The sequence below is a fragment of the Burkholderia sp. MS455 genome, from assembly GCF_016899445.1.
In the GTDB taxonomy this organism is placed as follows: domain Bacteria; phylum Pseudomonadota; class Gammaproteobacteria; order Burkholderiales; family Burkholderiaceae; genus Burkholderia; species Burkholderia pyrrocinia_C.
On record NZ_CP041779.1, the window covers coordinates 2,352,410 to 2,379,178 of the forward strand.

22 protein-coding genes and 1 tRNA gene are annotated in these 26,769 nt (G+C 65.7%); 8 read left to right on the forward strand and 15 right to left on the reverse strand.

The annotated features are described in order from the left end of the window. Positions 1–26 precede the first annotated feature (26 nt). The 9 genes from hscB to FPJ27_RS30000 form a co-directional block, all read right to left on the reverse strand. A complete protein-coding gene (gene hscB, locus FPJ27_RS29960; protein WP_204426374.1) occupies positions 27–554 on the reverse strand; it encodes a Fe-S protein assembly co-chaperone HscB in 528 nt (175 codons plus the stop codon). Between the two features lie 94 nt (positions 555–648). Then, positions 649–972 carry an iron-sulfur cluster assembly protein IscA gene (gene iscA, locus FPJ27_RS29965; protein WP_011549461.1) on the reverse strand — a complete coding sequence of 108 codons (324 nt, stop codon included), beginning with the start codon at positions 970–972 and terminating at the stop codon, positions 649–651. A gap of 61 nt (positions 973–1,033) precedes the next feature. Further along, positions 1,034–1,441: a Fe-S cluster assembly scaffold IscU gene (gene iscU, locus FPJ27_RS29970; protein ID WP_006481982.1), complete on the reverse strand. Its 408-nt coding sequence runs from the start codon at positions 1,439–1,441 to the stop codon at positions 1,034–1,036. A 67-nt stretch (positions 1,442–1,508) separates the two neighbouring features. Next, a complete protein-coding gene (locus FPJ27_RS29975) occupies positions 1,509–2,732 on the reverse strand; it encodes an IscS subfamily cysteine desulfurase (protein WP_204423768.1) in 1,224 nt (407 codons plus the stop codon). A 65-nt stretch (positions 2,733–2,797) separates the two neighbouring features. Further along, positions 2,798–3,337 carry a Fe-S cluster assembly transcriptional regulator IscR gene (gene iscR, locus FPJ27_RS29980; protein ID WP_009691731.1) on the reverse strand — a complete coding sequence of 180 codons (540 nt, stop codon included), beginning with the start codon at positions 3,335–3,337 and terminating at the stop codon, positions 2,798–2,800. Positions 3,338–3,451: 114 nt separating this feature from the next. Further along, positions 3,452–3,934 (reverse strand): low molecular weight protein-tyrosine-phosphatase, encoded by a 483-nt coding sequence (locus FPJ27_RS29985; RefSeq protein WP_072436998.1) that lies wholly within the window; start codon positions 3,932–3,934, stop codon positions 3,452–3,454. Between the two features lie 101 nt (positions 3,935–4,035). Beyond that, the gene (locus FPJ27_RS29990) at positions 4,036–4,263 is read right to left on the reverse strand and encodes a hypothetical protein (RefSeq protein WP_034183556.1); all 228 of its coding nucleotides are present in this window, start codon (positions 4,261–4,263) and stop codon (positions 4,036–4,038) included. 129 nt (positions 4,264–4,392) lie between these two features. Then, positions 4,393–5,805, reverse strand: coding sequence for a lactate utilization protein B (locus tag FPJ27_RS29995; protein WP_072436997.1), 1,413 nt, complete (start codon positions 5,803–5,805; stop codon positions 4,393–4,395). A gap of 35 nt (positions 5,806–5,840) precedes the next feature. Further along, positions 5,841–6,563 carry a (Fe-S)-binding protein gene (locus tag FPJ27_RS30000; protein ID WP_204423770.1) on the reverse strand — a complete coding sequence of 241 codons (723 nt, stop codon included), beginning with the start codon at positions 6,561–6,563 and terminating at the stop codon, positions 5,841–5,843. Positions 6,564–6,745: 182 nt separating this feature from the next. On the opposite strand from FPJ27_RS30000, the gene FPJ27_RS30005 reads away from it, so the two are divergent. Continuing rightward, positions 6,746–7,555, forward strand: coding sequence for an IclR family transcriptional regulator (locus tag FPJ27_RS30005; protein ID WP_027786965.1), 810 nt, complete (start codon positions 6,746–6,748; stop codon positions 7,553–7,555). Positions 7,556–7,655: 100 nt separating this feature from the next. On the opposite strand, the gene pbpG is transcribed toward FPJ27_RS30005, so the two are convergent. After that, entirely contained in the window at positions 7,656–8,822 is a 1,167-nt protein-coding gene (pbpG, locus tag FPJ27_RS30010) for a D-alanyl-D-alanine endopeptidase (protein WP_204423772.1), read from the reverse strand. A 651-nt stretch (positions 8,823–9,473) separates the two neighbouring features. On the opposite strand from pbpG, the gene FPJ27_RS30015 reads away from it, so the two are divergent. Next, positions 9,474–10,040: a phasin family protein gene (locus tag FPJ27_RS30015; protein WP_034183551.1), complete on the forward strand. Its 567-nt coding sequence runs from the start codon at positions 9,474–9,476 to the stop codon at positions 10,038–10,040. Positions 10,041–10,247: 207 nt separating this feature from the next. On the opposite strand, the gene lpdA is transcribed toward FPJ27_RS30015, so the two are convergent. From lpdA to aceE, 3 genes are all read right to left on the reverse strand, one after another. Further along, positions 10,248–12,014, reverse strand: a complete 1,767-nt coding sequence (gene lpdA, locus FPJ27_RS30020) for a dihydrolipoyl dehydrogenase (RefSeq protein WP_204423774.1) — start codon at positions 12,012–12,014, stop codon at positions 10,248–10,250. Between the two features lie 277 nt (positions 12,015–12,291). After that, positions 12,292–13,935 carry a dihydrolipoyllysine-residue acetyltransferase gene (gene aceF / locus FPJ27_RS30025; RefSeq protein WP_204423776.1) on the reverse strand — a complete coding sequence of 548 codons (1,644 nt, stop codon included), beginning with the start codon at positions 13,933–13,935 and terminating at the stop codon, positions 12,292–12,294. 68 nt (positions 13,936–14,003) lie between these two features. After that, positions 14,004–16,700 (reverse strand): pyruvate dehydrogenase (acetyl-transferring), homodimeric type, encoded by a 2,697-nt coding sequence (aceE, locus tag FPJ27_RS30030; RefSeq protein WP_034183548.1) that lies wholly within the window; start codon positions 16,698–16,700, stop codon positions 14,004–14,006. A gap of 273 nt (positions 16,701–16,973) precedes the next feature. On the opposite strand from aceE, the gene fixL reads away from it, so the two are divergent. The 4 genes from fixL to FPJ27_RS30050 all read left to right on the forward strand — a co-directional run bounded on the left by fixL (position 16,974) and on the right by FPJ27_RS30050 (position 23,551). Next, positions 16,974–19,490 (forward strand): oxygen sensor histidine kinase FixL, encoded by a 2,517-nt coding sequence (gene fixL, locus FPJ27_RS30035; RefSeq protein WP_034183547.1) that lies wholly within the window; start codon positions 16,974–16,976, stop codon positions 19,488–19,490. Next, on the forward strand, positions 19,487–20,125 hold the full coding sequence (gene fixJ, locus FPJ27_RS30040) for an oxygen response regulator transcription factor FixJ (protein ID WP_006493245.1): 639 nt from the start codon (positions 19,487–19,489) through the stop codon (positions 20,123–20,125). Before fixL ends, fixJ begins: the two co-directional genes overlap by 4 nt. Before the next feature lie 229 nt (positions 20,126–20,354). Continuing rightward, a complete protein-coding gene (folD, locus tag FPJ27_RS30045; protein ID WP_204423778.1) occupies positions 20,355–21,215 on the forward strand; it encodes a bifunctional methylenetetrahydrofolate dehydrogenase/methenyltetrahydrofolate cyclohydrolase FolD in 861 nt (286 codons plus the stop codon). 248 nt (positions 21,216–21,463) lie between these two features. After that, positions 21,464–23,551, forward strand: a complete 2,088-nt coding sequence (locus tag FPJ27_RS30050; protein ID WP_204423780.1) for a M3 family metallopeptidase — start codon at positions 21,464–21,466, stop codon at positions 23,549–23,551. A 63-nt stretch (positions 23,552–23,614) separates the two neighbouring features. On the opposite strand, the gene dinB is transcribed toward FPJ27_RS30050, so the two are convergent. Next, positions 23,615–24,778 carry a DNA polymerase IV gene (gene dinB, locus FPJ27_RS30055; RefSeq protein ID WP_034183544.1) on the reverse strand — a complete coding sequence of 388 codons (1,164 nt, stop codon included), beginning with the start codon at positions 24,776–24,778 and terminating at the stop codon, positions 23,615–23,617. Positions 24,779–24,915: 137 nt separating this feature from the next. Here dinB and FPJ27_RS30060 point away from each other — a divergent pair, with 137 nt between their 5' ends. After that, complete coding sequence (locus FPJ27_RS30060) at positions 24,916–25,608, forward strand: aspartate/glutamate racemase family protein (protein WP_204423784.1); 693 nt, start codon at positions 24,916–24,918, stop codon at positions 25,606–25,608. A gap of 107 nt (positions 25,609–25,715) precedes the next feature. Here FPJ27_RS30060 and FPJ27_RS30065 read toward each other — a convergent pair. Further along, positions 25,716–25,792 (reverse strand) — tRNA-Met (locus FPJ27_RS30065). Positions 25,793–25,975: 183 nt separating this feature from the next. Here FPJ27_RS30065 and xth point away from each other — a divergent pair. Continuing rightward, positions 25,976–26,752 carry an exodeoxyribonuclease III gene (xth, locus tag FPJ27_RS30070; RefSeq protein ID WP_072436986.1) on the forward strand — a complete coding sequence of 259 codons (777 nt, stop codon included), beginning with the start codon at positions 25,976–25,978 and terminating at the stop codon, positions 26,750–26,752. Positions 26,753–26,769 lie beyond the last annotated feature (17 nt).

A 26,769-nucleotide genomic window follows, 5' to 3' on the forward strand; every position in this document is an offset into this window, starting at 1 on the left:
TGCTGCGCGTGCCGCAAGGCACGCGGTTAAGTTTCGAGGCGCTCGATCTGTGCGCCCACTTCCGACGCGACGCGTTCGATGAACATCAACTGGCGCACGGCCTCGGCGGCCGCCTGATCGGCGCCGCTGTCGAGCAGCGTGCCGAGGCGCTCGACGCGCACGCGCTTCTCGTCGCGCAACTCGGCGAGCAGCGTGTCGAGTGCGGCGACGTTGCGGGCGGCCGCGGCATCCTTGATGCCCTCGCGCCACTCCATCTGCTGCATCAGGAACGCAGGCTCCATCGCGGTGTTGTTTTCAGCGCCGATGTCGACGCCGCGCAGCGACAGCAGATAGGACGCGCGTTTCAGCGGATCGCGCAGCGTGCGGTACGCCTCGTTCGCGCGGGTTGCCCATTGCATCGCGATGCGCTTCTGCGCGTCGCCGGCCGCCGCGAAGCGGTCCGGATGCACCTGCGTCTGCACCGTCCGGTAGGCGGCATCGAGCGCCGCCTCGTCGAGCGCGAATTGCGCCGGCAGGTGAAACAGGTCGAAGTGGCTGTCTTTCAGCGAGACCATCGTCGCGTTCAATTCCGGTTCGTCGCGCGGCAAACGCCGCACATTAAAAAGGCGGCCCGTGCCGCCTCTTGCCCGCATCGCGCGGAGATCCGCGTCACACGCGGAACGATTCGCCGCAGCCGCACTCGTCCTTCACGTTCGGGTTGTTGAACTTGAACCCTTCGTTCAGGCCTTCGCGGGCAAAGTCGAGTTCGGTGCCGTCGATGTACGCGAGGCTCTTCGGATCGACGACGACCTTCACGCCATGGCTCTCGAACACCTGATCCTCGGGAGCCAGGTCGTCGACATACTCGAGCTTGTACGCGAGCCCCGAGCACCCGGTCGTGCGAACGCCAAGCCGCAGGCCCACACCCTTGCCGCGACGGACGAGGTATTTCTGCACGTGCTGTGCTGCTTTTTCGGTCAGTGTAATTGCCATGATGTCCTTGCCGCGGCACGCCGGGGCCCGCCGCGTTCCTTCTGGAGCCGCTCGATGCCGCTCAGGCCGCCGCCTGATCGCCTTCCTTCGTGTCGTGGCGCTTCTTGTAGTCGGCCACGGCTGCCTTGATCGCGTCTTCCGCGAGGATCGAGCAGTGAATCTTCACCGGCGGCAGCGCGAGCTCTTCGGCGATCTGCGTATTCTTGATCGACAGCGCCTCGTCGAGCGTCTTGCCCTTCACCCATTCGGTCACGAGCGAACTCGACGCGATCGCCGAACCGCAACCGTAGGTCTTGAACTTCGCGTCTTCGATCACGCCGTCCGCGCCGACGCGGATCTGCAGCTTCATCACGTCGCCGCAGGCCGGCGCGCCGACCATGCCCGTGCCGACCGTGTCGTCGTCCTTCGCGAACGAACCGACGTTGCGCGGGTTTTCGTAGTGATCCAGAACCTTGTTGCTGTAAGACATGACTCAGACTCCTTGACTCGTTACGCTGCGTGCGCCAATCCGCCCGCGGGTGCATTCAATGCGGTGTTCAGTGTGCGGCCCATTCGATCGTCGACAGATCGATGCCTTCCTGGTGCATTTCCCAGAGCGGCGACAGTTCGCGCAGCTTCGCGATCTTGCTGTTCAGCAGGTTGACCACGAAGTCGACTTCCTGCTCCGTCGTGAAGCGGCCGACCGTGAAGCGGATCGAGCTGTGTGCGAGCTCGTCGTTACGGCCGAGCGCACGCAGCACGTACGACGGCTCCAGCGACGCCGACGTACATGCGGAGCCCGACGACACCGCGACGTCCTTGATCGCCATGATCAGCGACTCGCCTTCGACGAAGTTGAAACTGATGTTGAGGTTGTGCGGGACACGGTGGTCCATGTCGCCGTTCACGTACGTTTCCTCGATTTGCGACAGGCCGCGCAGCAGCTTGTCGCGCAGCATGCGGACGCGCTCGTTCTCGGTCGCCATTTCTTCGCGCGCGATGCGGAACGCTTCGCCCATGCCGACGATCTGGTGCGTCGCCAGCGTGCCCGAACGCATCCCGCGCTCGTGGCCGCCGCCGTGCATCTGCGCCTCGATGCGCACGCGCGGCTTGCGGCGCACGTACAGCGCGCCGATGCCCTTCGGGCCGTAGGTCTTGTGCGCCGAGAACGACATCAGGTCGACCTTCAGCTTCGCGAGGTCGATCCCGACCTTGCCGGTCGACTGTGCAGCGTCGACGTGGAACACGATGCCCTTCTCGCGGCAGATTTCACCGATCGTCTCGATGTCCTGGATCACGCCGATCTCGTTGTTCACGTGCATCACCGACACGAGGATCGTGTCGGGGCGCAGCGCGGCCTTGAACACGTCGAGGTCGATCAGGCCGTCATCCTTCACGTCGAGGTAGGTGACTTCGAAACCGTCGCGCTCGAGCTCGCGGCACGTATCGAGCACGGCCTTGTGCTCGGTCTTCACCGTGACGATGTGCTTGCCCTTGCCCTTGTAGAAATTCGCGGCACCCTTGATCGCGAGGTTGTCCGATTCCGTCGCGCCGGACGTCCAGATGATCTCGCGCGGATCCGCGTTCACGAGTGCCGCCACCTGCTCGCGCGCTTCCTCGACTGCACGCTCCGCGTCCCAGCCGTAAGCGTGGCTGCGCGACGCCGGGTTGCCGAACTGCTCGCGCAGGTACGGCACCATCTTGTCGACCACGCGCGGATCGACGGGCGTCGTCGCGCTGTAATCCATATAGATGGGCAGGTGGAGAGTCTCTTGGGTCATCTGTCGCTCCGGGTATTCTGTGCAGGGACTATGTGCGTTATGGGGTATGGCGGGCGCCTTCGCGCTCACGAACTCGCGATGTTGAACACCGAATTGGGGCCGAGCGGCATCGTACGCACGGGCTCGGCCGGCGCGGCGACGGGCTCCGGCGTGCGCCGGTCGCGCAGCACCGCGGGTGCGCCCTCGCGTGCGCGCTGCTGATCGACGAGATCCTGCAGCGACACCGAATCGAGGTATTCGACCATCTTCTGGTTCAGGGTCGACCACAGCTCGTGCGTCATGCAATGGCCGTCGGGCTGCTTCGAGCCGTCGCACGTGCCCTTGCCGCCGCACTGCGTGGCGTCGAGCGGTTCATCGACCGCGATGATGATGTCGGCAACGGTGACATCCTGCGCGCGACGCGCGAGGTTGTAGCCGCCGCCCGGGCCGCGCACGGATTCGACGATTTCATGCCTGCGCAGCTTGCCGAACAGCTGTTCGAGATACGAGAGCGAAATCCGCTGGCGCTGGCTGATGCCTGCAAGCGTCACCGGGCCCTGCTCCTGGCGCAGTGCCAAGTCAATCATCGCCGTGACGGCGAAACGGCCTTTGGTGGTGAGTCTCATGGTGTCTAGGGGACTGCAATCTTGACGATTTTGGTCAAGTATAAATATTTGACGATTTTAGTCAAGTATCCATGCCTTCGAAAGGGTATTCGCAGATCGCTGAATACCGCGCGATCAGCGCTCCGTGCGGGCTCGAAGCGTCTCCAGCAGGCCCGCGCACGCGCGTTCGACCTGATCGAGCACCTGCTCGAAGCCCTGCGCGCCGCCGAAATAAGGATCCGACACTTCAGTTTCAGTCGCGCCCGGCGCGAATTCCATCAGCAGGCGCACCTTGCCGCGATGCTGCGGCGGGCAGCGGCGGTGCAGTTCCGCGAGATTCGCTTCGTCCATCGCGAGCAGCAGGTCGAAACGCTCGAAGTCCGCCGCACTCACCTGCCGCGCGCGCAGCGCCGACAGGTCGTAGCCGCGGCTGCGCGCGGCAGCCTGCGCACGCGTATCGGGCGGCTCGCCCACATGCCAGTCGCCGGTGCCGGCCGAATCGATCGCGATCCGATCCGCCAGTGCGGCAGCGTCGACCTGATGGCGCATCACACCCTCCGCGGTGGGCGAACGGCAGATGTTGCCGAGACAGACGAAACAGATCGCAACGCGGGTCATCGCACTATCGAAAAGCCGCGGCGGACCGCGTGGAACAAGAACGCGCCATTATACAAAGGCGCCCGAAGTCGCGCCGCCGCGCAAAGCGACGGCGCCCAGCATTACAGCGCCTTCGGCGCGGCGAGCACGACGTCGCCGGATGCCGCCGGCAGCGGCTTCGCCGCGTCGTCGACCAGCCCGAACGACACCGCGCGCGCCAGTTCGGCAGACGCCTGGTGAACCGCGAGCGGGCCGCGCGCCGGCGCATCGGCCATCGCATGCAGATAGGCAGCCGCGGCCAGCGGGACGACGATTGCCAGCGGCCAGTACATCGATATTGTCTTTTTCATGATGCGGACCTCCTTGACCTCGTTCCCCGAAACCCGATTCCGGGGACTACAGACAGGATTCTATAGACCGCATCTATCGAGATAAATATGTAAATAGCGAACGCACTGTTGTCGCCGGATGAACAGTGCTCAGCCGAGGTGGCTTTGCGATGCCGCGTACAGTTCACGGAACGTGCGCCCGGTCGGCGTCGGCATGTCGCGCGTGTCCATCCAGCCGCCCATCATCGGCAGGCGCCGCAGCGTGCCGCCGTTACCGCCCAGCCGCTCGAGGACGCGCACCGCGAGCTTGGTCGTCAGCGCGTACAGCGTCGGCCGCCGCGCGACGAAGCCCCATGCGGCAAGCGCGGCCCGCTCGCGCCACGGCCGCAGGTGCCGCTCGACCTGCTTCTCGCGCAGCGTGCGCAACAGGTGCGACAACGGAATCCCGACCGGACACACGCTGTCGCATTCGCCGCACAGCGTCGCGGCCTGCGGCAGGTCGAGCGTGCGCTCGAGCCCGACATAGCTCGGCGTCAGCACCGCCCCCATCGGCCCCGGGTAGACCCAGCCGTACGCATGGCCGCCGACCTTCTGGTAAACCGGACAGTGGTTCATGCACGCGCCGCAGCGGATGCAGCGCAGCATCTCCTGGAACTCGCCGCCGATCAGGCCCGTGCGGCCGCCGTCGACGAGCACCACGTAGTTGTGCTCGGGGCCGTCCTCGTCGCCCGGCCCACGCGGCCCGGTCAGCAGCGAAAAATAGTTCGACGTCTTCTGTCCCGTCGCGGAGCGCGGCAACAGGCGCATCGCGGTCGCCAGATCCTCGAGCGTCGGCAGCACCTTCTCGATGCCCGTCACCGCGACATGCACGCGCGGCATCACCGTGCACATCCCCTCGTTCCCTTCGTTCGTCACGATCGCGACCGAACCCGTCTCGGCTATCACGAAGTTGCCGCCCGTCACGCCCATGTCGGCCGACATGAAATGCGGGCGCAGCACCTCGCGCGCCTCGCGCGTCATGTCCGGAATCTCGGTGAGCCGCTCGCGGTGGTGCGTGCGCGCGAACAGGTCGGCGATCTCTTCCTTGTCCTTGTGCACGACGGGCGCAATGATGTGGCTCGGCGGCTCGTTGTCGTTGATCTGCAGGATGTATTCGCCGAGATCCGTCTCGACCGACTGCACGCCCATCTCCGCGAGCACCGCGTTCAGACGCATCTCCTCGGACACCATCGACTTGGTCTTGATGACCTTCTTCACGTCGTGCCGGCGCGCGATGTCGGCCACGAGCCGCGCGGCATCCGCGGTCGTTTCGGCGAACAGTACCGTCGTGCCGCGCCGCGTCGCCTCGCGCTCGAATGCGTCGAGCCACACGTCGAGGTTCTCCAGCGCGCGGTTGCGGCGCGCCTTGAGCGCGGCGCGCGTGGCCGGGAAGTCGATCGCGGTCATCGCGTCGGCGCGCGCGGACACGAACTTCGTCGACAGCTTCTTCAGGTTCTGCTGCAGGCGCTGGTCGGCCAGCTTCTGGCCGGCGCGCGCCTTGAAATGCATCGATTGGACTTGCATCGCGGTATCGGGGGAAAAGTGAGCGGAACCGGGCGTCAGACGTCGCCCGCCAGCACCTGCGCGACGTGCAGCACGCGCGTGTCGCGGTCGCCGGTGCGGCGCAACCGCCCTTCGATGTTCAGCATGCAGCCGAGATCGCCGAGCACGACGACGCCCGCGCCCGACGCACGCACGTTCGCGCATTTCTCGTCCGCGATGGCCGCCGAAATATCGCCGTACTTGACCGAGAACGTGCCGCCGAAGCCGCAGCAGTGCTCGCAATCCTTCATCTCGGTGACCGCGATGCCGCGCTGCGCGAGCAGCGCGCGCGGCTGCGCCTTCACGCCGAGTTCGCGCAGGCCCGAGCACGAGTCGTGATAGGTAACGGGCCCGGTGAATTCACCGGGCTCGAGCGAGACCCTGGCGACGTTCGCCAGGAAATCGGTCAGTTCGTAGACTTTCTGCTGAAACCGCGCGTAGCGCCCCATCAGTTCGGGGTCGTCGCGGAACAGGTCGCCGTAGTGCGTGCGGATCATCCCGCCGCACGAACCCGACGGCGCGACCACGTAATCGAACTGCTCGAACTCGCGCAGCGTCTTTTCCGCAAGATCGCGCGCAAGCGCGCGCTCGCCGGAGTTATAGGCCGGCTGGCCGCAGCAAGTCTGCGCGGGCGGCACGATCACCTCGTAGCCGGCGTCGCGAATCAGCTTGAGCGCCGAGAAACCGATTTCGGGGCGCATCAGATCGACCAGGCAGGTCACGAACAAACCGACTCGCATACGTGCTCCTTCGAGAAAACGGCTCTCATTATCCGCCGTTTGGCCGGCAAGACCAACGCGGGCTTGCGCGCAAGCCCTCGCGGCGCGAAGCGAGGACTTCCTCGAACGGCGTTCGCTTTTTTCACAATACGAGATACAATCGGCGCAACACCGCCTGACGCGTCAACCGATTCCTCCCCGACATGAGCCAACCCACCCCGGATTCAAAAACGTCGATCCAGGTGATCGAACGCATGATGCGGCTGCTGGACGCGCTCGCCGCGCACAGCGACCCCGTCAGCCTGAAGGAGCTTGCGCAGCGGACGGAGCTGCATCCGTCGACCGCACACCGCATCCTCAACGACATGGTGACCTGCCGTCTCGTCGACCGCTCCGATCCCGGCACGTACCGCCTCGGCATGCGGCTGCTCGAGCTCGGCAACCTCGTGAAGGCACGCCTGTCGGTGCGCGACGCGGCGCTGATGCCGATGCGCGAGCTGCACCGTCTCACCGGGCAGACCGTGAACCTGTCGGTGCGCCAGGGCGACGAGATCGTCTATATCGAGCGCGCATATTCGGAGCGTTCGGGGATGCAGGTCGTCCGCGCGATCGGCGGCCGCGCGCCGCTGCACCTCACGTCGGTCGGCAAGCTGTTCCTCGCGGCCGACGAAACGTCGCGCGTGCGCGCCTATGCGACGCGCACGGGGCTGTCCGGCCATACGCAGAACAGCATCACCGACATCGCGAAGCTCGAGCGCGAGCTGACGATCGTCCGCCAGCAATCGTGCGCACGCGACAACGAGGAGCTGGAACTCGGCGTGCGCTGTATCGCGGCAGGCATCTACGACGATTCGGGCAAGCTCGTCGCGGGCCTGTCGCTGTCGGCACCGGCCGATCGCCTGCAGGACGCGTGGCTCGGCCAGTTGAGCCGCACGGCGCTCACCATCTCGGAATCGCTCGGCTACCGGCCGGCGCCCACGAAGGATGCGGACGGGCTGCAGCGGCAGGCATAAGCCACCTTCACCGGCCCCGGTTCTCCCGAACGAAAAAACCCCGCGATTGCGGGGTTTTTTCTTGCAGCCAATCGGCGCGACGGCAGACCGCCGCAGACGATCAGGTGCCGCCGTTCGGCGTGTTGGCTGCCGTCAGGCGCTCGCCGCCGCCGGCATCGAGCCAGTTGCGCAGGCGTGCCGCGTCGGCGAAGCGCGAATACTTGCCGAACGAATCGAGCAGCACCATCACCATCGGCCGGCCGTGGATCGTCGCCTGCATCACGAGGCACTCGCCCGCTTCGTTGATGAAGCCCGTTTTCTGCAGGCCGATGTCCCACGAGCCGTTACCGCGGATCAGCGCGTTCGTGCTGTTGTAGGCGAGATTGCGCTTGCCCGTGTACACCTCGTAGCTGCGATCGGTCGAGAACTGGCGGATCATCGGGTACTGGTACGCGGCATTGACCATCTTCACCAGATCGCGCGCGCTCGACACGTTCGAGCTCGACAGGCCGGTCGAATTCTCGAAATGCGTATCGGCCATGCCGAGCGCCTTCGCCTTCGCGTTCATCGCGGCGATGAACGCCGGACGGCCGCCCGGGTAATAACGCGACAGCGCGGCGGCCGCACGGTTTTCCGACGCCATCAGCGCGATATGCAGCATGTCCTCGCGCGACAGCACCGAGCCGACCGACAGGCGCGAGCCCGTGCCCTTCTCGTAGTCGCGGTCTTCGTCGGTGACTTCGATCTGGTCGGTCATCGGCGACTTCGAGTCGAGCACGACCATCGCCGTCATCAGCTTCGAGATCGACGCGATCGGCACGACGGCGTGCGAATTCTTGTCGAACAGCGGCTCGCCGGAATTCTGGTCGACGACGTACGCGACGCTCGAGCGCAGCGCGAGCGCGTCCGGCGTGTCGTGCAGGCCGAACGCCTGGCCGACGGTCGGACGACGCGGCTGGAACGCGACCTGGCGCACTGCGCCGCGGTGGCCGCCGTGCACGCCCGCCGCGAGCGTCATGCGCTTGCGCGACGCTTTCGCGCGCGGCGCATCGGCCGCGGCGACCTTGGCGGATTGGCTGGATGCTGCCTTGACCGACTTCTTCTTCGCGGACGAAGCAGGAGCGGCGGCCTTTTTCTTGGCGGCTTGTTGGGTCTTCGCAGTGGCGGCAAAGGCGTCAGCGGGCGCGACGGACGCGGCGGTCGCCAGCAAGGCGACGGCGACCGACACAGCCGCGCCGAGCGTCATGCTCTGCAACAATCTGCGCGGTGAAAACGATTCGGCTTTCATTGGGGTCTGGACAAAGCGGGCGGGAGGTTTCCGCAAGTGTAGTTAAAGCTTAAAAAAAGAGCAATATTAGGCACTTACCGATCGTCGTTAAACCGGAATGTAAGGGTCGGCCAACCTCAGACCAATCGACCCTCCCGCCCCCATCGAAAAAAATCATGGGAAGCACTGCCCGACAGCGCCCGTCTCCCGATTACACACGGTTAATTGAGATAACGTCACTTTCGGGACAATTTAAAGCGGGGAAACTACGTATCCGGCGCTCGGCGGGCCTGCAGCGCCTCTTGACCGTCGCGACGGCACGTCGCCACGGCACGCGCATCGAAACGGCGCGTTTTCGACAGGAACGGAAGGATAACGTTCCACAAGCCTGTCAGGTTTACCTGTGCATGCTGATGGTGCGCCGCGCTTGCCCCGCGCCCGTGCGCACCATTTGGGATCGAGCGTGAAACCGATTCCGAACGGTCATGATAACTCGTTGTTTTATCGATAATTTGTCGCGATTGTGCAACGCACAAAAAATACTTGACATCCGGTTTCTCTGCCCTAAAATACGTTTCATTGCTGCGTTGCACAAAGCACGCGCATCCGAGGTTCCCCATCGTAGTGCCCCCTTACCCTGCGATCGACGCGATCGCTTTTCAGGAGCTTGACATGTCCTTGCTGACCCCCGAGCAAATCGCCGCCGCACAGAAAGCCAACCTCGAAAGCCTGTTCGGTCTGACGACCAAGGCGTTCGAAGGCGTCGAAAAGCTGATCGAACTGAACCTGCAGGTCGTGAAGTCGACGCTGGTCGAGAGCCAGGAAAACGCACAGCGTCTGCTGTCGGTGAAGGACGCTCAGGAACTGATCGCGCTGCAAGCGAGCCTGTCGCAGCCGGTCGCGGAAAAGGTGCTGTCGTACGGCCGTCACCTGTACGAAATCGCATCGTCGACGCAAGCCGAGTTCACGAAGGTTGCCGAAGCGCAATTCGAAGAGCAGAACAAGAAGGTCCAGGCACTCGTCGACAACGTCGCGAAGAACGCCCCGGCCGGTTCGGAAACGGCTGTCGCCGCGCTGAAGTCGGCACTGAACGCTGCGAACACCACGTACGAAACGGTTCAGAAGGCAACGAAGCAAGCCGTCGAGATCGCTGAAACGAACTTCAACGCTGCTGCTGCCGTCGCAACGAAGGCTGCCACCGCCGCCGCTGCGCGTCGTTCGAGCAAGCCGGCCGCGTAAGCGTCCGCTGCTCCTGAAAGAGCCGCGCCCAGCGCGGCTTTTTTCGTTTCCGGCGCCGGAAACGGCGCGAACCGGCCGCCGTTCGCTACGCTCGAGCAGCCGTTCGAGCGCCGCGCCAGCCGCGAGCAAAAAAAAAACGCCGCCGCCCGGCTTGCCCGGGCGGCGGCGTTTTTCATGGCCGGTGCATGACCGGCCGTGCCGGTCGCGTTACTTCTTGCGTTGCGGCGGCAGGTCCGTACAGACGCCTTCGTACAGCTCGGCGGCCATGCCGACCGATTCGCCGAGCGTCGGATGCGGATGGATCGTCTTGCCGATGTCTTCCGCGTCCGCGCCCATCTCGACGGCGAGGCACACTTCGCTGATCAGGTCGCCCGCGTTCAGCCCGACGATGCCGCCGCCGATCACGCGATGGGTTTCCTCGTCGAAGATCAGTTTCGTGAAACCTTCGTCGCGGCCGTTCGCGATCGCACGGCCCGAAGCGGCCCACGGGAACACGGCCTTGCCGTACTTGATGCCTTCGGCCTTGCACTGGTCTTCCGTCTTGCCGGCCCACGCCACTTCCGGATCGGTGTACGCCACCGACGGGATCTGCAGTGCGTCGAAGTACGCCTTCTCGCCGTGCGCGGCTTCCGCTGCGACGTGGCCTTCATGCACGGCCTTGTGCGCGAGCATCGGCTGGCCGACGACGTCGCCGATCGCGAAGATGTGCGGGACGTTCGTGCGCATCTGCTTGTCGACGTCGATGAAGCCGCGATCCGTGACGGCGACGCCGGCCTTGTCGGCGCCGATCTTCTTGCCGTTCGGGCTGCGGCCCACCGCGACGAGCACGAGGTCGTAGCGCTGCGCTTCCGCCGGCGCCTTCTCGCCCTCGAACTTCACGTAGATGCCGTCTTCCTTCGCTTCCGCGCCGACCGTCTTGGTCTTCAGCATCACGTTGCCGAAGCGCTTCGCGTTGTACTTTTCCCAGACCTTCACGAGATCGCGGTCCGCGCCCATCATCAAGCCGTCCATCATTTCGACGACGTCGATTTCGGCACCGAGCGTTGCGTACACCGTCGCCATTTCGAGGCCGATGATGCCGCCGCCGATCACGAGCATGCGCTTCGGCAGCTGGCGCAGTTCGAGCGCGCCCGTCGAATCGACGACCCGCGGGTCTTCCGGCATGAACGGCAGCTTCACGGCCTGCGAGCCCGCGGCGATGATCGCCTGCTTGAACTTGACGACCTTCTTGCCGTTTTCGCCCTGCACTTCCATGTGATACGGATCGACGAACGCGCCGACGCCCGTGACGACTTCGACCTTGCGCGCCTTCGCCATGCCGGAGAGGCCCGTCGTCAGCTTCTTGACGACGCCGCCCTTGAAGTCGCGCAGCTTGTCGAGATCGACCTGCGGCGTGCCGAACGTGATCCCGTGCGACGCGAGCGCCGCGGCTTCGTCGATGACGAGCGCCGTGTGCAGCAGCGCCTTCGACGGGATGCAGCCCACGTTCAGGCACACGCCGCCGAGCGTCGGGTAGCGTTCGACGAGCACCGTCTTCATGCCCAGATCGGCTGCGCGGAACGCGGCCGAGTAGCCGCCGGGGCCGGCGCCGAGCACGAGCATGTCGCATTCGATGTCGACTGCGCCGGCGTAGCTGCCGGCTTGCGGCGCGGGCGCCGGGGCGGCTGCGGCCGGTGCCGGAGCAGCCGCTGCGGGCTTGGCCGGTTCGGGTGCTTTCGCGGGTGCGGCGGCGCCTGCCGATGCTTCGACGATGGCGATGACCGTGCCTTGCGAGACTTTCTCGCCGGCCTTGACCTTGACTTCCTTGACGGTGCCGGCGACGTCGCTGGGCACTTCCATGGAGGCTTTGTCCGATTCGAGCGTGATGAGCGTCTGCTCTTTTTCGATCACGTCGCCCGGCTTCACGTTGACTTCGATGACATCGACGCCGCTGAAATCGCCGATATCCGGAACCTTGACTTCGATGAGACTCATTACTGTCCCCTTCTTGATTAGCTGCAGACAGAGGGGGGAGAAACCCGCGATGACCCCGTTACGGCCTGACAAAAGAACGCGAACCAGAGCAGAACCACCTTTGCTGTCCGCCCAAGGACGCGCCTTTCTTTTGGTTACTTTTCTTTGGAAGACAAAGAAAAGTGACCGCCGCCCCGCGCAGGGGCGACGCTAGCAGACCGTCAGGAAAGCCAGTTCAACGACGAAGCGTGGATAACCGACAAGAAACCCACGCCCCCGCGAGCAAACTCCCCGCTCATCAAAGAACGATGCGCCGGAAATCGCCGAGCAACGCGCCGAGATACGCATTGAACCGCGCGGCTTCCGCGCCATCGATCACGCGATGGTCATACGACAGCGACAGCGGCAGCATGAGACGCGGCACGAACTGCTTGCCGTCCCACACCGGCTTCATCTGCCCGCGCGACAACCCGAGGATCGCCACTTCCGGCGCGTTGATGATCGGCGTGAAGTTCGTCCCGCCGATCCCGCCGAGCGACGAGATCGAGAAGCAGCCGCCCTGCATCTGGTCCGGCTTCAGCTTGCCTTCGCGCGCGGCCTTCGACAGGTCGCTCATTTCCTTCGCGATGTCGACGAGACCCTTCTTGTCCGCATCGCGGATCACCGGCACGACGAGGCCGTTCGGCGTATCGGCGGCGAAACCAACGTGGAAGTACTGCTTGAACACGAGGTTGTCGCCGTCGAGGCTCGCGTTGAAGGTCGGGAATTTCTTCAGCGCGGCGACGACCGCCTTGATCACGAACGCGAGCATCGTGAACTTCACGCCCGCCTTCTCGTGCTCCTTGTTCAACTGGACGCGCAGCGCCTCGAGATCGGTGATGTCCGCTTCGTCGTTGTTCGTGACGTGCGGGATCATCACCCAGTTGCGATGCAGGTTCGCGCCCGAGATCTTCTTGATGCGCGACAGCGGCTTCGCCTCGAACGGGCCGAACTTCGAGAAGTCGACCTTCGGCCAGGGCAGCAGGTTCAGCTCGCCGCCGCCTGCCGGCGCGGCCGCTGCCGCGCCCGGTGCTGCGCGCTGGCCCGTCATCACGCCCTTCACGAAGCCCGTGACGTCGTCCTTCGTGATGCGGCCCTTCGGCCCCGAACCTTGCACGCGTGCGACTTCGACGCCGAGTTCGCGCGCGAACTTGCGCACCGACGGCGAAGCATGGCTGGCGCGGTATTCGCCCGACGGCGCTGCGGCCGCAGCCGGTGCCGGTGCCGGCGCAGCCTTCGCGGGTGCGGCGGCGGGCGCCGGAGCCGGGGCCGATGCAGCAGCGGCCGGAGCCGGTGCGCTCGCCTGCGGAGCGGCAGCCGGTGCGCCTGCGGCTTCGAGCAGCACGATCAGCGTGCCTTCCGACACCGAATCGCCGACCTTCACCTTGATGTCCTTCACGACGCCCGCAGCCGGGCTCGGCACGTCCATCGTCGCCTTGTCCGATTCGAGCGTGACGAGCGACTGCTCCTTCTCGACCGTGTCGCCGACCTTCACGCCGATCTCGATCACCGGGACGTCCTTGTAGTCGCCGATGTCGGGCACCTTCACTTCGAGCGTGCCGCCGGCCGCTGCCGGTGCGGCAGCCGGTGCTGCTGCGGCCGGTGCCGGCGCTGCCGCCGGAGCTGCGGCCAGCGCAGCCGCGCCGTTCGGCTGTGCGGCCGCGCCGCCTTCGAGCAGGATGATCAGCGTGCCTTCCGACACCGAGTCACCCACCTTCACCTTCACTTCCTTGACCGTGCCCGCCGCGGGGCTCGGGACGTCCATCGTCGCCTTGTCGGACTCGAGCGTGACGAGCGACTGCTCGGGCTCGACCGTGTCGCCCGCCTTCACGAGCACTTCGATGACGGGCACGTCCTTGTAATCGCCGATATCCGGCACCTTCACTTCGATCGCTTGACTCATCTGTATCTGTCTCCATGGCCGCGCGCGCTCCTCGCGGAAGCGACGCGCGACATCACACGGCGTGTGCGTTAAACGGTCATCGGGTTGGGCTTGGACGGATCGAGGTTGTACTTGGCGATCGCGTCCGCGACCACCTTGCGCTCGATCGTGCCTTCGTCGGCCAGCGCGTTGAGCGCGGCGACGGTGACCCAGTGACGGTCGACCTCGAAGAAGTGACGCAGCTTCTCGCGGGTATCCGAGCGGCCGAAGCCGTCCGTGCCCAGCACGACGAAGCGGCGATCGATCTGGCCGCGAATCTGGTCGACCAGCGCGCGGACGTAGTCGGTCGATGCGATGACCGGGCCCTGCGTGTCCTTCAGGCACTTCTGCACGTGCGACAGGCGACGCTCCTCGGTCGGATGGAGCAGGTTCCAGCGCTCGACCTGGTGGCCTTCGCGCGCGAGCTCGGTGAAGCTCGGCACGCTCCACAGGTCGGCGGCGACGCCCCAGTCGTTCTTCAGCAGGTCGGCGGCGGCGATCACTTCGTTGAAGATCGTGCCCGCGCCGAGCAGCTGGACGCGCGGCGCCTTCTTGTCGGCGTCGGCCTTCCTGAACGCGTACATGCCCTTGATGATGTCGGCCGCCACGTGCTCGCCCTGCGGAATCGCCGGGTGCTCGTAGTTCTCGTTCATCACCGTGATGTAGTAGTACACGTCTTCCTGGTCCTGCACCATGCGGCGCAGGCCGTCCTGGATGATCACGGCCAGTTCGTAGCCGAAGGTCGGGTCGTAGCTCACGCAGTTCGGCACCGATGCCGCCCACAGGAGCGAGTGGCCGTCTTCGTGCTGCAGGCCTTCGCCGTTCAGCGTCGTGCGGCCCGCGGTACCGCCCAGCAGGAAGCCGCGCGAGCGCATGTCGCCCGCGGCCCATGCGAGGTCGCCGATCCGCTGGAAGCCGAACATCGAGTAGAAGATGTAGAACGGCACCATGATCTCGCCGTGCGTCGAGTACGACGTCGCCGCCGCGATCCAGTCGCACATGCCGCCCGCTTCGTTGATGCCTTCCTGCAGGATCTGGCCGGTTTCCGATTCCTTGTAGAACATCAGCTGGTCGGAATCTTCCGGCACGTACTTCTGGCCCTGCTGGTTCCAGATGCCGATCTGGCGGAACAGGCCTTCCATGCCGAACGTACGCGATTCGTCCGGGACGATCGGCACGACGCGCTTGCCGAGCGCCTTGTCCTTCAGCAGGATGTTCAGGATCCGCACGAACGCCATCGTCGTCGAGATCTCGCGGCCTTCGCCCGTGCCCTTCAGCAGCGGCTCGAACGCGTCGAGCGCCGGCACCGGGAGCGACGTCGCCTTCTCGCGGCGGTGCGGCAGGTAGCCGCCGAGGTCCATGCGCTGCTTGCGCATGTATTCGAGTTCCTTCGAACCTTCCTCGAACTTCAGGTACGGCACGTCGGCGATCTGCTCGTCGGTGATCGGCAGGCGGAACTGGTCGCGGAACTTCTTCAGTTGCTCGACCGGCAGTTTCTTCTGCTGGTGCGTGATGTTCATCGCCTGGCCCGACTCTCCCATCCCGTAGCCCTTGATGGTCTTCGCGAGGATGACGGTCGGCGCGCCCTTCGTGTTGCTGGCTTCATGGAACGCCGCATAGATCTTGTGCGGATCGTGGCCGCCGCGGTTCAACGCCCAGATGTCGTCGTCCGACCAGTCGGCGACCAGCGCCTTCAGTTCAGGCGAGTTGAAGAAGTGCTCGCGGACGAATGCGCCCGATTCCGACTTGTACGTCTGGTATTCGCCGTCGACGACTTCCATCATGCGGCGCATCAGCGCGCCCGTCTTGTCGCGTGCGAACAGCGCATCCCAGCGGCTGCCCCAGATGACCTTGATCACGTTCCAGCCGGCGCCGCGGAATTCCGATTCGAGTTCCTGGATGATCTTGCCGTTGCCGCGCACCGGGCCGTCGAGACGCTGCAGGTTGCAGTTGATCACGAACACGAGGTTGTCGAGCTTCTCGCGGCTCGCCATCCCGATCGCGCCGAGCGATTCCGGTTCGTCCGTCTCGCCGTCGCCGAGGAACGCCCACACCTTGCGGCCTTCCGTCGTCGCGATGCCGCGCGCCTGCAGGTACTTCATGAAGCGCGCCTGGTAGATCGCCATGATCGGGCCGAGACCCATCGACACGGTCGGGAACTGCCAGAAGTCCGGCATCAGCCACGGGTGCGGGTACGACGAAATGCCGTTGCCGTCGACTTCCTGACGGAAGTTGTCGAGTTGCTCTTCCTTCAGGCGGCCGAGCAGGAACGCACGCGAATACACGCCCGGCGACGAGTGGCCCTGCACGAACACGAGATCGCCGCCGTGCTGGTCGGACGCGGCGTGCCAGAAGTGGTTGTAGCCGACGTCATAGAGCGTCGCGGCCGACGCGAACGATGCGATGTGGCCGCCGACGTTCGTGTCCTTGCCGGCGCGCAGCACCATCGCCAGCGCGTTCCAGCGCGTGTACGAACGGATGCGGTGCTCGATGTCCTGGTCGCCCGGAATCTTCGCCTGGGCTTCGACCGGAATCGTGTTGATGTACGGGGTATTCGCGGAAAACGGCAGGTGCTCGCCGTGCATGCGGGCGAACTCGATCTGCTTTTCGATCAGGTAGTGCGCGCGGCCGGTGCCCACGGAGGAGATCACGCCATCGAGCGACTCCAGCCACTCGACGGTTTCTTGCGGGTCGTCGTCACGTTCGGCGGCGACATATTTCATCACTTCGTTCGGTACAGCGGACATTCTCGTCTCCTGGGTCCTGGAATGTGAGGATCGCTCTCGTGCAGACGACGCGACGCGACCGGCTGCGGGCAAGCTCCAGCGGATTGTAATGAGCGTGCGCGGGCCTGCGCAACAAAATTTTCGAATCGTGAGATCTTTTCTCACAATACGGAATATTGCTGCGCCGCACCCATGCGTCGGGGCTCTGCGGCCCGTCCCGGCGGCATAAATCCGTTTCCGTTCAACATATCCGGTATGGGTTTTCCATGTATTGCGCTGCGCTACAATCCTGCCATGTTGACCGATCGGCTTTTCGCACGCTCGGCGCGACCGTCGGGCCCGCCGGCGGAGTCGCAGCCGTCCCGTTGGCACCACGGACCGTGGTGGTCCAATTCCTATTTGCTGACACCGCTGCTGTCGATCCTCGTGTTCCTCGTGGTGATGAGCCTCATCCTGTGGAGCCTCAATCGCCGCGAACAGCAGCAGCAGGAAGACACCCTCTTCCGTAACGTCGCGTGGGCGCAGCAGCAGATCCGCCTGTCGATGACGGGCGCGCAGGAACAGCTCCAGGCGCTGTCGCGCGATCTCGCGTCGGGCCGCCTCGACCAGAACGCGTTCCAGATGGCCGTCGCGGACGTGATGCAGACGCATCCGGAAATCCTCTACCTGAACTGGTACACATCGCCCGGCGTGCAGCGCTGGCCGGCCGTGCATCCGCCGCTGCTCGGCCAGCGACTCGCGAAGCCCGGCGACGCGCAGATGCAGGACGCCGTGCGCGGCGCCTATGACGAAGCGCGCAGCACGCGCCGCCAGGCCTATTCGCCGCTGATCTACGACGACTTCGGTAACGGCTTCATCACGCTGCAGACGCCCGTGATGCGCGGCGACCGCGAATATCTCGGCTCGATCGCCGCGGTGTTCTCGGTCGAAGGCATCCTGAAGCACGACATCCCGCAGGAGCTGTCGTCGAAGTACAAGATCTCGATCACCGACTCGAACAACCGCGAGCTGTCGTCCACGTCGACGCGCCCGCGCCTGCCGCGCGACTCGCACTACGACCTGCCGCTCGATCCGCCCGGCCAGGGGCTGACCGTGCGCGTGTACGCGTTCCCGCAGCTCACGAACCTGACCAACAACACGCTCGTGTGGCTCGTCGCGGGGCTGTCGTGCTTCGTGCTGTGGAGCCTCTGGAGCCTGTGGAAGCACACGCGCCAGCGCTTCGAGGCGCAGCAGGCGCTGTACGCGGAGGCGTTCTTCCGCCGCGCAATGGAGAACTCGGTGCTGATCGGCATGCGCGTGCTCGACATGCACGGCCGCATCACGCACGTGAACCCCGCGTTCTGCCGGATGACCGGCTGGGACGAAACCGACCTCGTCGGCAAGGTCGCGCCGTTCCCGTACTGGCCGCGCGACGCTTACCCGGAAATGCAGCGCCAGCTCGACATGACGCTGCGCGGCAAAGCGCCGAGCTCGGGCTTCGAGCTGCGCGTGCGGCGCAAGAACGGCACGCTGTTCCATGCGCGCCTGTACGTATCGCCGCTGATCGACAGTTCGGGCCGCCAGACGGGCTGGATGTCGTCGATGACCGACATCACCGAACCGAAGCGCGCGCGCGAGGAACTCGCAGCCGCGCACGAGCGCTTCACGACGGTGCTCGAAAGCCTCGACGCCGCGGTGTCGGTGCTGGCCGCCGACGAGGCCGAGCTGCTGTTCGCGAACCGCTACTACCGCCACCTGTTCGGCATCCGCCCGGACGGCCATCTCGAGCTGTCGGGCGGCGGCTTCGACCGTGCGCAGGCATCGTCCGACTCGATCGACATGGTCGACGCGTTCGCGGGCCTGCCGGCCGCCGCGCTGACGAGCAGCACCGCGGATGCGCAGGAGGTGTACGTCGAGAGCATCCAGAAATGGTTCGAGGTGCGCCGCCAGTACATCCAGTGGGTGGACGGCCACCTCGCGCAGATGCAGATCGCGACCGACATCACGACCCGCAAGAAGGCGCAGGAACTCGCGCACCAGCAGGAGGAGAAGCTGCAGTTCACGAGCCGATTGATGACGATGGGTGAAATGGCGTCGTCGATTGCTCACGAATTGAACCAGCCGCTCGCCGCGATCAACAACTACTGCTCGGGCACGCTCGCGCTCGTCAAGAGCGGCCGCGGCACGCCCGAGACGCTGCAGCCCGCGCTGGAAAAGACCGCGCAGCAGGCGCTGCGGGCGGGGATGATCGTCAAGCGGATCCGCGAATTCGTGAAGCGCAGCGAGCCGAAGCGCCAGCCGGCGCGCGTCGCGGACATCGTCGCCGACGCGGTCGGGCTCGCCGAAATCGAGGCCAGGAAGCGCAGGATCCGGATCGTCACGGAAATCCTCGCAAGAATGCCTATTATTTATGTCGACCCCGTGCTGATCGAGCAGGTGCTGATGAACCTGATGAAGAACGCGGCCGAGGCGATGGCCGACGTGAAGCCGGCGTCGGCGGACGGCGTGATCCGCGTCGTCGCCGACATCGATGCGGGTTTCGTCGACATCCGCGTGATCGACCAGGGTCCGGGCGTCGACGAAGCGACCGCCGAACGCCTGTTCGAACCGTTTTACAGCACCAAGTCCGATGGCATGGGCATGGGGCTGAACATCTGCCGTTCGATCATCGAATCGCATCGGGGGCGTCTGTGGGTGGTCAACAACGTCGAGCCGGATGGCCGCATTTCCGGCGCGACGTTCCACTGCAGCCTGCCCATTGGGGAACCCGCTGATCTCGGCCAAGGGGGGCGCGAGGCATCGGCATCACATACCGTAACGGGAGAACTATGAATAGCCCAGTCACCACCACTCAGGAAACCGTCTTTGTCGTCGACGACGACGAGGCCGTACGGGACTCGCTGCGCTGGCTGCTGGAGGCGAACGGCTATCGCGTGCAATGCTTCTCGAGCGCCGAACAATTCCTCGATGCATACCAGCCTGCGCAGCAGGCCGGCCAGATCGCATGCCTGATCCTCGACGTGCGGATGTCGGGCATGAGCGGCCTCGAACTGCAGGAACGCCTGATCGCCGACAACGCCGCGCTGCCGATCATCTTCGTCACCGGTCACGGCGACGTGCCGATGGCCGTCTCGACGATGAAAAAGGGTGCGATGGACTTTATCGAGAAACCGTTCGACGAAGCCGAGCTGCGCAAGCTCGTCGAGCGGATGCTCGACAAGGCCCGAAGCGAAAGCAAGAGCGTCCAGGAACAGCGTGCCGCGAGCGAACGCCTGTCGAAGCTGACCGCGCGCGAGCAGCAGGTGCTCGAACGGATCATCGCGGGCCGCCTGAACAAGCAGATCGCCGACGATCTCGGCATCAGCATCAAGACGGTCGAAGCGCACCGCGCGAACATCATGGAAAAGCTCAACGTCAACACGGTGGCCGACCTGCTGCGCCTCGCGCTGTCGAAGAAACAGGCCTGAGCGTTCGCCGGCCGCGGCGGCACTGCCCGCCCGGCCCGCAGCCGCCCCGCGCGATGCGGCCCACTCGCGCGGCGGCGGCCTTTCCTCCCGGCGCGCGAGCGCCGCGGCCATGACGCTTCCCGCATATTCGCTGTCGGACGGCAGCAGGCGAACGGTATAATTGCGTGTTTTGCTGCGGCGCTTCGGTGCCGTACGCACGCATTCCAACTTCCCGGCAGGACCCACCACCATGACAGCCCTCCTCATCGACGGCAACGCCCTTTCGAAGACCTTGCGCGCGCAGGCCGCCGAACGCGCCTCCGCCCTGACCGCACGCGGCCACCAGCCCGGCCTCGCGGTGATCCTCGTCGGCGAGAACCCGGCGAGCGAAGTCTATGTGCGCAACAAGATCAAGGCGTGCGTGGACAACGGTTTCTTCTCGCTGAAGGACGCGTACCCGGCAACGCTGTCGGAAGCCGACCTGCTCGCGCGCATCGACGAGCTGAACCGCGACCCGAAGATCCACGGCATCCTCGTCCAGCTGCCGCTGCCCGCGTACATCGACAGCCACAAGGTGATCGAGGCAATCGCGCCGGAAAAGGACGTCGACGGCTTTCACGTCGCGAACGCCGGCGCGCTGATGACCGGCAAGCCGCTGTTCCGCCCGTGCACGCCGTACGGCGTGATGAAGATGTTCGAGGCGCACGACATCGCGCTGCAGGGCGCGAACGCGGTCGTGATCGGCCGCTCGAACATCGTCGGCAAGCCGATGGCGATGCTGCTGCTCGAAGCCGGCGCGACCGTGACGATCTGCCACAGCAAGACGCGCGACCTCGCCGCGCACACGCGGCAGGCCGACATCGTGGTCGCCGCGGTCGGCAAGCGCAACATCCTGACGGCCGACATGGTGAAGCCCGGCGCGACGGTGATCGACGTCGGCATGAACCGCGACGACGCGGGCAAGCTGTGCGGCGACGTCGACTTCGCGGGCGTGAAGGAAGTCGCCGGCCACATCACACCGGTGCCGGGCGGCGTCGGCCCGATGACCATTACGATGCTGTTGATCAACACGATCGAAGCCGCCGAGCGCGCTGCCGCCGCGGCCGCCTGACCCCCTGCCCGTTCAGCCGGCGCGCGGTTCCGTGCGCCGGCGTCTCGCCAGCCGCACCGCGCCGCCTGCACCACGCCGGCCGCATGTTGCCCGACGGCTTTCCGCCCCGCATCCGACCCTGCGTCAATCGCGCCGTTAGAAACTAACGATTGGAAAGCGCACGATGCGCCCCAATAATGTCGGTATCGGGCGCCATCGCGCCGTTACCCTTTTCATCCCGGTTCATCCGGCAACAGACAGGGAGTCTTATGTCCGCCAGCGCCAATACCAATCCGCTCCTCGACTTCTCCGACCTGCCCCGCTTCGGCGAAATCCGTCCGGAACACGTGACGCCCGCGCTCGATACGCTGCTCGACGCAGCCAGCCGCGCAGTCGAGGCCGCGAGCGCGCCCGCGACGCCGTCGACCTGGGCCGCCGTCGTCGAGACGGTCGAGCAGGCGACGGAGCCGCTCGGCCGCGCATGGGGCATCGTCGGTCACCTGAACGCGGTCGCCGACACGCCCGAGCTGCGGGCCGCGTACGGCGAGAACCTGCCGCGCGTGACCGAGTTCTGGTCGAGCGTCGGCCAGAATCTCGCGCTGTACGAGAAATACAAGGCAATCGCCGCGAGTGCCGAATACGCGACGCTGTCCGCCGAGCGCAAGAAGATCCTCGACAATGCACTGCGCGATTTCCGCCTGTCGGGCGCCGAGCTGCCCGAAGACCGGAAGCCGCGCTTCGCGGAACTGCAGGAACAGCAGGCCGCGCTGTCGAAGGCGTTCTCCGACCACGTGCTCGACGCGACCAACGCGTACGCGTACTTCGCGCACGACGACGCCGAACTGGCCGGCCTGCCCGGCGACGCGATCGAGGCCGCCCGCGAAGCCGCGCAGAAGGACGGCAAGGACGGCTGGAAATTCACGCTGCACTTCCCGTCGTACTTCCCGGTGCTGCAGTACGCGGACAACCGCGCGCTGCGTGAGACGCTCTACCGCGCCTATGCGACGCGCGCATCGGAACTCGGGCCGCAGTACGGCGGCGGCAACGCCGAATGGGACAACACGGCAATCGTCGCCGACGAGCTGAAGCTGCGCCGCGAAGAGGCGCAGATGCTCGGCTACCGCAACTTCGCCGAAGTGTCGCTCGCGCCGAAGATGGCCGAATCGCCGCAGCAGGTGATCGCCTTCCTCGAGGATCTCGCGACGCGCGCGCGCCCGCACGCGGACAAGGACTGGGACGAACTGCGCGCATTCGCCGCGAAGGAACTCGGCCTCGCCGAACTCGCGCCGTGGGACGTCGCGTACGCGGCCGAAAAGCTGCGCGAGCAGCGCTACGCGTTCTCGGAAAACGAGGTCAAGCAGTACTTCCCCGAGCCGGCCGTGCTGAAGGGCCTGTTCACCGTCACCGAGACGCTGTTCGGCGTGCGGATCAAGCCGGACGACGCGCCGGTATGGCACAAGGACGTGCGCTTTTTCCGCGTCGAGAATCGCGACGGCTCGCTCGTCGCGCAGTTCTATCTCGACCTGTACGCGCGCGAAGGCAAGCGCGGCGGCGCATGGATGGACGACGCGCGTTCGCGTGCGAAGCGCGGCAGCACCGTGCAGACGCCGGTCGCGTACCTGACCTGCAACTTCTCGGCGCCGGTCGGCGGCAAGCCCGCGTGCTTCACGCACGACGAAGTCATCACGCTGTTCCATGAGTTCGGCCACGGGCTGCATCACATGCTCACGCGCGTCGACGAGCTCGGCGTGTCGGGCATCAACGGCGTCGAATGGGATGCGGTCGAGCTGCCGTCGCAGTTCATGGAAAACTTCTGCTGGGAATGGGACGTGCTGTCGTCGATGTCGTCGCACGTCGACACGGGCGCCACGCTGCCGCGCGAACTGTTCGACAAGATGATCGCCGCGAAGAATTTCCAGAGCGGGCTCGGCACGCTGCGCCAGATCGTGTTCTCGATGTTCGACATGCTGCTGCACGTCGACTTCGACCCGGCTGGCTCGACCGGCGTGACCGCGTTCGCGCGCGAGATCAACGAGCGCTATCACGTGATCCCGCAGGCGGCGTTCTCGCGCTGGCCGAACACGTTCAGCCATATCTTCGCGGGCGGTTATGCGGCCGGCTACTACAGCTACAAGTGGGCCGAGGTGCTGTCGGCCGACGCGTACGCGGCGTTCGAGGAAGCGGCCGCCGCGAGCGGCAGCGTGCTCGACGCGGCGACCGGCACGCGCTATCGCCGCGAAATCCTCGAGGTCGGCGGCAGCCGTCCGGCGATGGATTCGTTCAAGGCGTTCCGCGGCCGCGAGCCGGAAATCGATGCGCTGCTGCGCCACAACGGGATGACCGCGCCCGCGCACTGAGCGCGCCGCGCCGCCCGGCCCTTCGGGCTGCATCGAAAGGCACCGCTTCGGCGGTGCCTTTTTTCATGGTGCGGGCGATTCGTCGTCGAACAGCGAGAACTGCCCGTGACGCTCGGCCGTGTCCTCGTCGATGCGTACGCCGACGCCGAGCAGCCGCACGGCCTGCGCGCGCCGCTGCAGCCCCTTCGCGAGCAGCGTGACGGCCGTATCCGCATTCGTCGCGTCGGCCACGCACTCGACCGTCGTGCGCTGGAAATCGGCGAAGCGGATCTTCACGTACAGCTTGCGGATCGACCTCGCGGCGCCCGCGCGCGCGATTCGCGCGTCGAGCTGCACGACCAGGCGGCGGATTTCCTCCGCGCATTGCTCGAGCGTCGTCAGGTCGGTCACGTAAGTCGTCTCGACGCTGACCGATTTGCGCTCCTGGTCGGCCTGCACGGGCCGCTCGTCGATCCCGCGCGACAGTTCGTACAGCCGCCGCCCGAACGCGCCGAATTCGCGGTGCAGGTCGATCAGCGGCCAGTCGCGCAATTGCGCGCAGGTCTGGATGCCGAGGCGGTCGAGCCGCGTGGCCGTCACCTTGCCGACGCCGTGCAGCTTGCGCACCGGCAGCGCCGCGACGAACGCGTCGATCTCGTGCGGCCGCACGACGAACAGGCCGTCGGGCTTGTTCCAGTCGGACGCGATCTTCGCGATGAACTTGTTCGGCGCGACGCCGGCCGACACGGTCACGCCGACGGTGTCGTGCACGCGCTGGCGGATCTCCCGCGCGATCAGCGTCGCGCTGCCCTGGCACCGCTCGGACCCGCTGACGTCGAGGTACGCCTCGTCGAGCGACAGCGGCTCGACGTCCGGCGTGTAGTCGCGATAGATCGCCATGATCTGCCGCGACGCCGCGCGGTACTTGTCCATCGCTGACGGCAGGATCAGCAGGTCCGGACACTTGCGCATCGCCAGCGCCGACGACATCGCCGAATGCACGCCGTAGCGCCGCGCCTCGTAGTTGCAGGTCGCGATCACGCCGCGCTGGTCGGGCCGGCCGCCGACCGCGAGCGGCCGGTTGCGCAGCGACGGGTCGTCGCGCATCTCGACCGACGCGTAAAAGCAGTCGCAATCGCAGTGAATGATCTTGCGCATGCGCGGCAGCGCGTCGCCCGGCGGCGGTGCGTGCGGATCGGCAGGCGGAATGGTGGTCGGGTTCACGGTGCCGATACTGTACAAAAACACAGTGCCGGTTTCAACTGTCGCGTGCAGCCGCGCCCGGCTGCGCCGTACCGGCCCGCTTTGCGCGGATCGTACCGGCCGTGCGCGGGGAGCGGCGCCTATACTCGTCTGCCGCGACACACGAAACGCAAAGGTGACGGATGAAGACGATCGGACTGATCGGCGGAATGAGCTGGGAATCGTCGGCCGAGTACTACCGGATGATCAATCGGCACTCGAAGACGCTGCATGGCGGACACCACAACGCGAAGAGCGTGCTGGTGACGGTCGATTTCGCGGAGATCGAAGCGCTGCAGCGCACGCACGACTGGGCCGCGCTCGGCGAACGGATGGCCGACGCCGCGCGGCAGCTCGAAGCGGCCGGCGCCGATCTCGTCGTGCTGACGACCAATACGATGCACCGCGTGCACGACGCGATCGAAGCCGCGGTGACGCTGCCGTTCCTGCACATCGCCGATCCGACAGGCGCCGCGCTGCGCGACGCGGGCGTCGAGCGCGTCGCGCTGCTCGGCACGCGCTACACGATGGAGTTGCCGTTCTATGCGGAACGGCTGCGCGGGAAGTTCGGGATGGACGTGCTCGTGCCGGACGAACGCGGGCGCGACGACGTGCACCGGATCATCTACGACGAGCTGTGTCACGGCATCATCTCGCCCGAATCGCGTGCGACGTACGTGACGATCATCGAAGGACTGGCAAAGCGCGGTGCGCAGGCCGTGATCCTCGGCTGTACGGAAATCACGCTGCTGATCGGCGCGGGCGACTCGCCGCTGCCGGTATTCGACACGACCGCGCTGCATGCGAAGGCGGCCGTCGAGTGGGCTGCACAATAGCGACACGCAACGATGCGCGCGCGGAAAACAAAAAACCCGGCACGAGGCCGGGTTCCTGTCGACGAAGCGCGCATCGGTCACTTGCGCTGCACATCGTCTGGTGTGCTTGGTTGCGGGGGTAGGATTTGAACCTACGACCTTCGGGTTATGAGCCCGACGAGCTGCCAGACTGCTCCACCCCGCGTCAGAGAAATAAATTATAGGGTGAGGGAGTACTTACGTCAACACTTTTGTCACAATTTCTTCTCCCCTCCCCGATCCAGCGATGCGCGACACCTTCGCCGCGTCGCGCATCGCGCGCGTTCGCGCCGCGTGCTCGCGGTAAGATGGCGGCCTTCGCATTCACCCCGCAGGCCCATTCCCGTTCATGAAAATCGCCACCTGGAACGTCAACTCGCTCAACGTCCGCAAGCAGCACGTGCTCGACTGGCTCGCGCAAAGCGGCACCGACGTGCTGTGCCTGCAGGAACTGAAGCTGCCGGACGAGAAATTTCCGCGCGCCGATCTCGAAGCAATCGGCTACCGCAGCTGGTTCACGGGCCAGAGGACCTACAACGGCGTCGCGATCCTCGCGCGCGACACGCTGTCCGTCGACGAATCGGACATCGTGCGCAACATCCCCGGCTTCGACGATCCGCAGCAGCGCGTGGTCGCCGCGACGATCGACGGCGTGCGCATCGTGTCCGCCTATTTTCCGAACGGCCAGGCGCCCGACTCCGACAAGTTCGTCTACAAGATGCAGTGGCTCGACGCGCTGCACGCATGGCTGAGCACCGAGCTGCAGCGCCACCCGAAGCTCGCGCTGCTCGGCGACTACAACATCGCGCCGGAAGACCGCGACGTGCACGATCCCGCGAAATGGGAAGGCCAGAACCTCGTGTCGCCGCAGGAACGCGCGCACTTCGCGAAGCTGATCGAGCTCGGCTTCGTCGATGCGTTCCGCCGCTTCGAACAGCCCGAGAAGACCTTCACGTGGTGGGACTACCGGATGATGGCGTTCCGCCGCAACGCAGGGCTGCGCATCGATCACATCCTGCTGTCGCCGGCGCTCGCCGCAACCTGCACGTCCTGCGAGGTCGACCGCACGCCGCGCACGTGGGAACAGCCGTCCGACCACACGCCCGTCGTCGCGGTCGTCGGCTGATCGCGCAATAGCCCGCG

What these genes read in the sequence shown, in the direction of transcription:
- lpdA (WP_204423774.1), bottom strand. Translation starts at nt 12,014, where the DNA reads ATGAGTCTCATCGAAGTCAAGGTTCCGGATATCGGCGATTTCAGCGGC.
- folD (WP_204423778.1), top strand. Translation starts at nt 20,355, where the DNA reads ATGACAGCCCTCCTCATCGACGGCAACGCCCTTTCGAAGACCTTGCGC.
- aceE (WP_034183548.1), bottom strand. Translation starts at nt 16,700, where the DNA reads ATGTCCGCTGTACCGAACGAAGTGATGAAATATGTCGCCGCCGAACGT.
- iscA (WP_011549461.1), bottom strand. Translation starts at nt 972, where the DNA reads ATGGCAATTACACTGACCGAAAAAGCAGCACAGCACGTGCAGAAATAC.
- FPJ27_RS30015 (WP_034183551.1), top strand. Translation starts at nt 9,474, where the DNA reads ATGTCCTTGCTGACCCCCGAGCAAATCGCCGCCGCACAGAAAGCCAAC.
- pbpG (WP_204423772.1), bottom strand. Translation starts at nt 8,822, where the DNA reads ATGAAAGCCGAATCGTTTTCACCGCGCAGATTGTTGCAGAGCATGACG.
- FPJ27_RS29995 (WP_072436997.1), bottom strand. Translation starts at nt 5,805, where the DNA reads ATGCAAGTCCAATCGATGCATTTCAAGGCGCGCGCCGGCCAGAAGCTG.
- iscR (WP_009691731.1), bottom strand. Translation starts at nt 3,337, where the DNA reads ATGAGACTCACCACCAAAGGCCGTTTCGCCGTCACGGCGATGATTGAC.
- FPJ27_RS30050 (WP_204423780.1), top strand. Translation starts at nt 21,464, where the DNA reads ATGTCCGCCAGCGCCAATACCAATCCGCTCCTCGACTTCTCCGACCTG.
- iscU (WP_006481982.1), bottom strand. Translation starts at nt 1,441, where the DNA reads ATGTCTTACAGCAACAAGGTTCTGGATCACTACGAAAACCCGCGCAAC.
- FPJ27_RS29975 (WP_204423768.1), bottom strand. Translation starts at nt 2,732, where the DNA reads ATGACCCAAGAGACTCTCCACCTGCCCATCTATATGGATTACAGCGCG.
- FPJ27_RS29990 (WP_034183556.1), bottom strand. Translation starts at nt 4,263, where the DNA reads ATGAAAAAGACAATATCGATGTACTGGCCGCTGGCAATCGTCGTCCCG.
- FPJ27_RS30005 (WP_027786965.1), top strand. Translation starts at nt 6,746, where the DNA reads ATGAGCCAACCCACCCCGGATTCAAAAACGTCGATCCAGGTGATCGAA.
- FPJ27_RS30000 (WP_204423770.1), bottom strand. Translation starts at nt 6,563, where the DNA reads ATGCGAGTCGGTTTGTTCGTGACCTGCCTGGTCGATCTGATGCGCCCC.
- FPJ27_RS30060 (WP_204423784.1), top strand. Translation starts at nt 24,916, where the DNA reads ATGAAGACGATCGGACTGATCGGCGGAATGAGCTGGGAATCGTCGGCC.
- hscB (WP_204426374.1), bottom strand. Translation starts at nt 554, where the DNA reads ATGGTCTCGCTGAAAGACAGCCACTTCGACCTGTTTCACCTGCCGGCG.
- fixJ (WP_006493245.1), top strand. Translation starts at nt 19,487, where the DNA reads ATGAATAGCCCAGTCACCACCACTCAGGAAACCGTCTTTGTCGTCGAC.
- FPJ27_RS29985 (WP_072436998.1), bottom strand. Translation starts at nt 3,934, where the DNA reads ATGACCCGCGTTGCGATCTGTTTCGTCTGTCTCGGCAACATCTGCCGT.
- xth (WP_072436986.1), top strand. Translation starts at nt 25,976, where the DNA reads ATGAAAATCGCCACCTGGAACGTCAACTCGCTCAACGTCCGCAAGCAG.
- fixL (WP_034183547.1), top strand. Translation starts at nt 16,974, where the DNA reads ATGTTGACCGATCGGCTTTTCGCACGCTCGGCGCGACCGTCGGGCCCG.
- aceF (WP_204423776.1), bottom strand. Translation starts at nt 13,935, where the DNA reads ATGAGTCAAGCGATCGAAGTGAAGGTGCCGGATATCGGCGATTACAAG.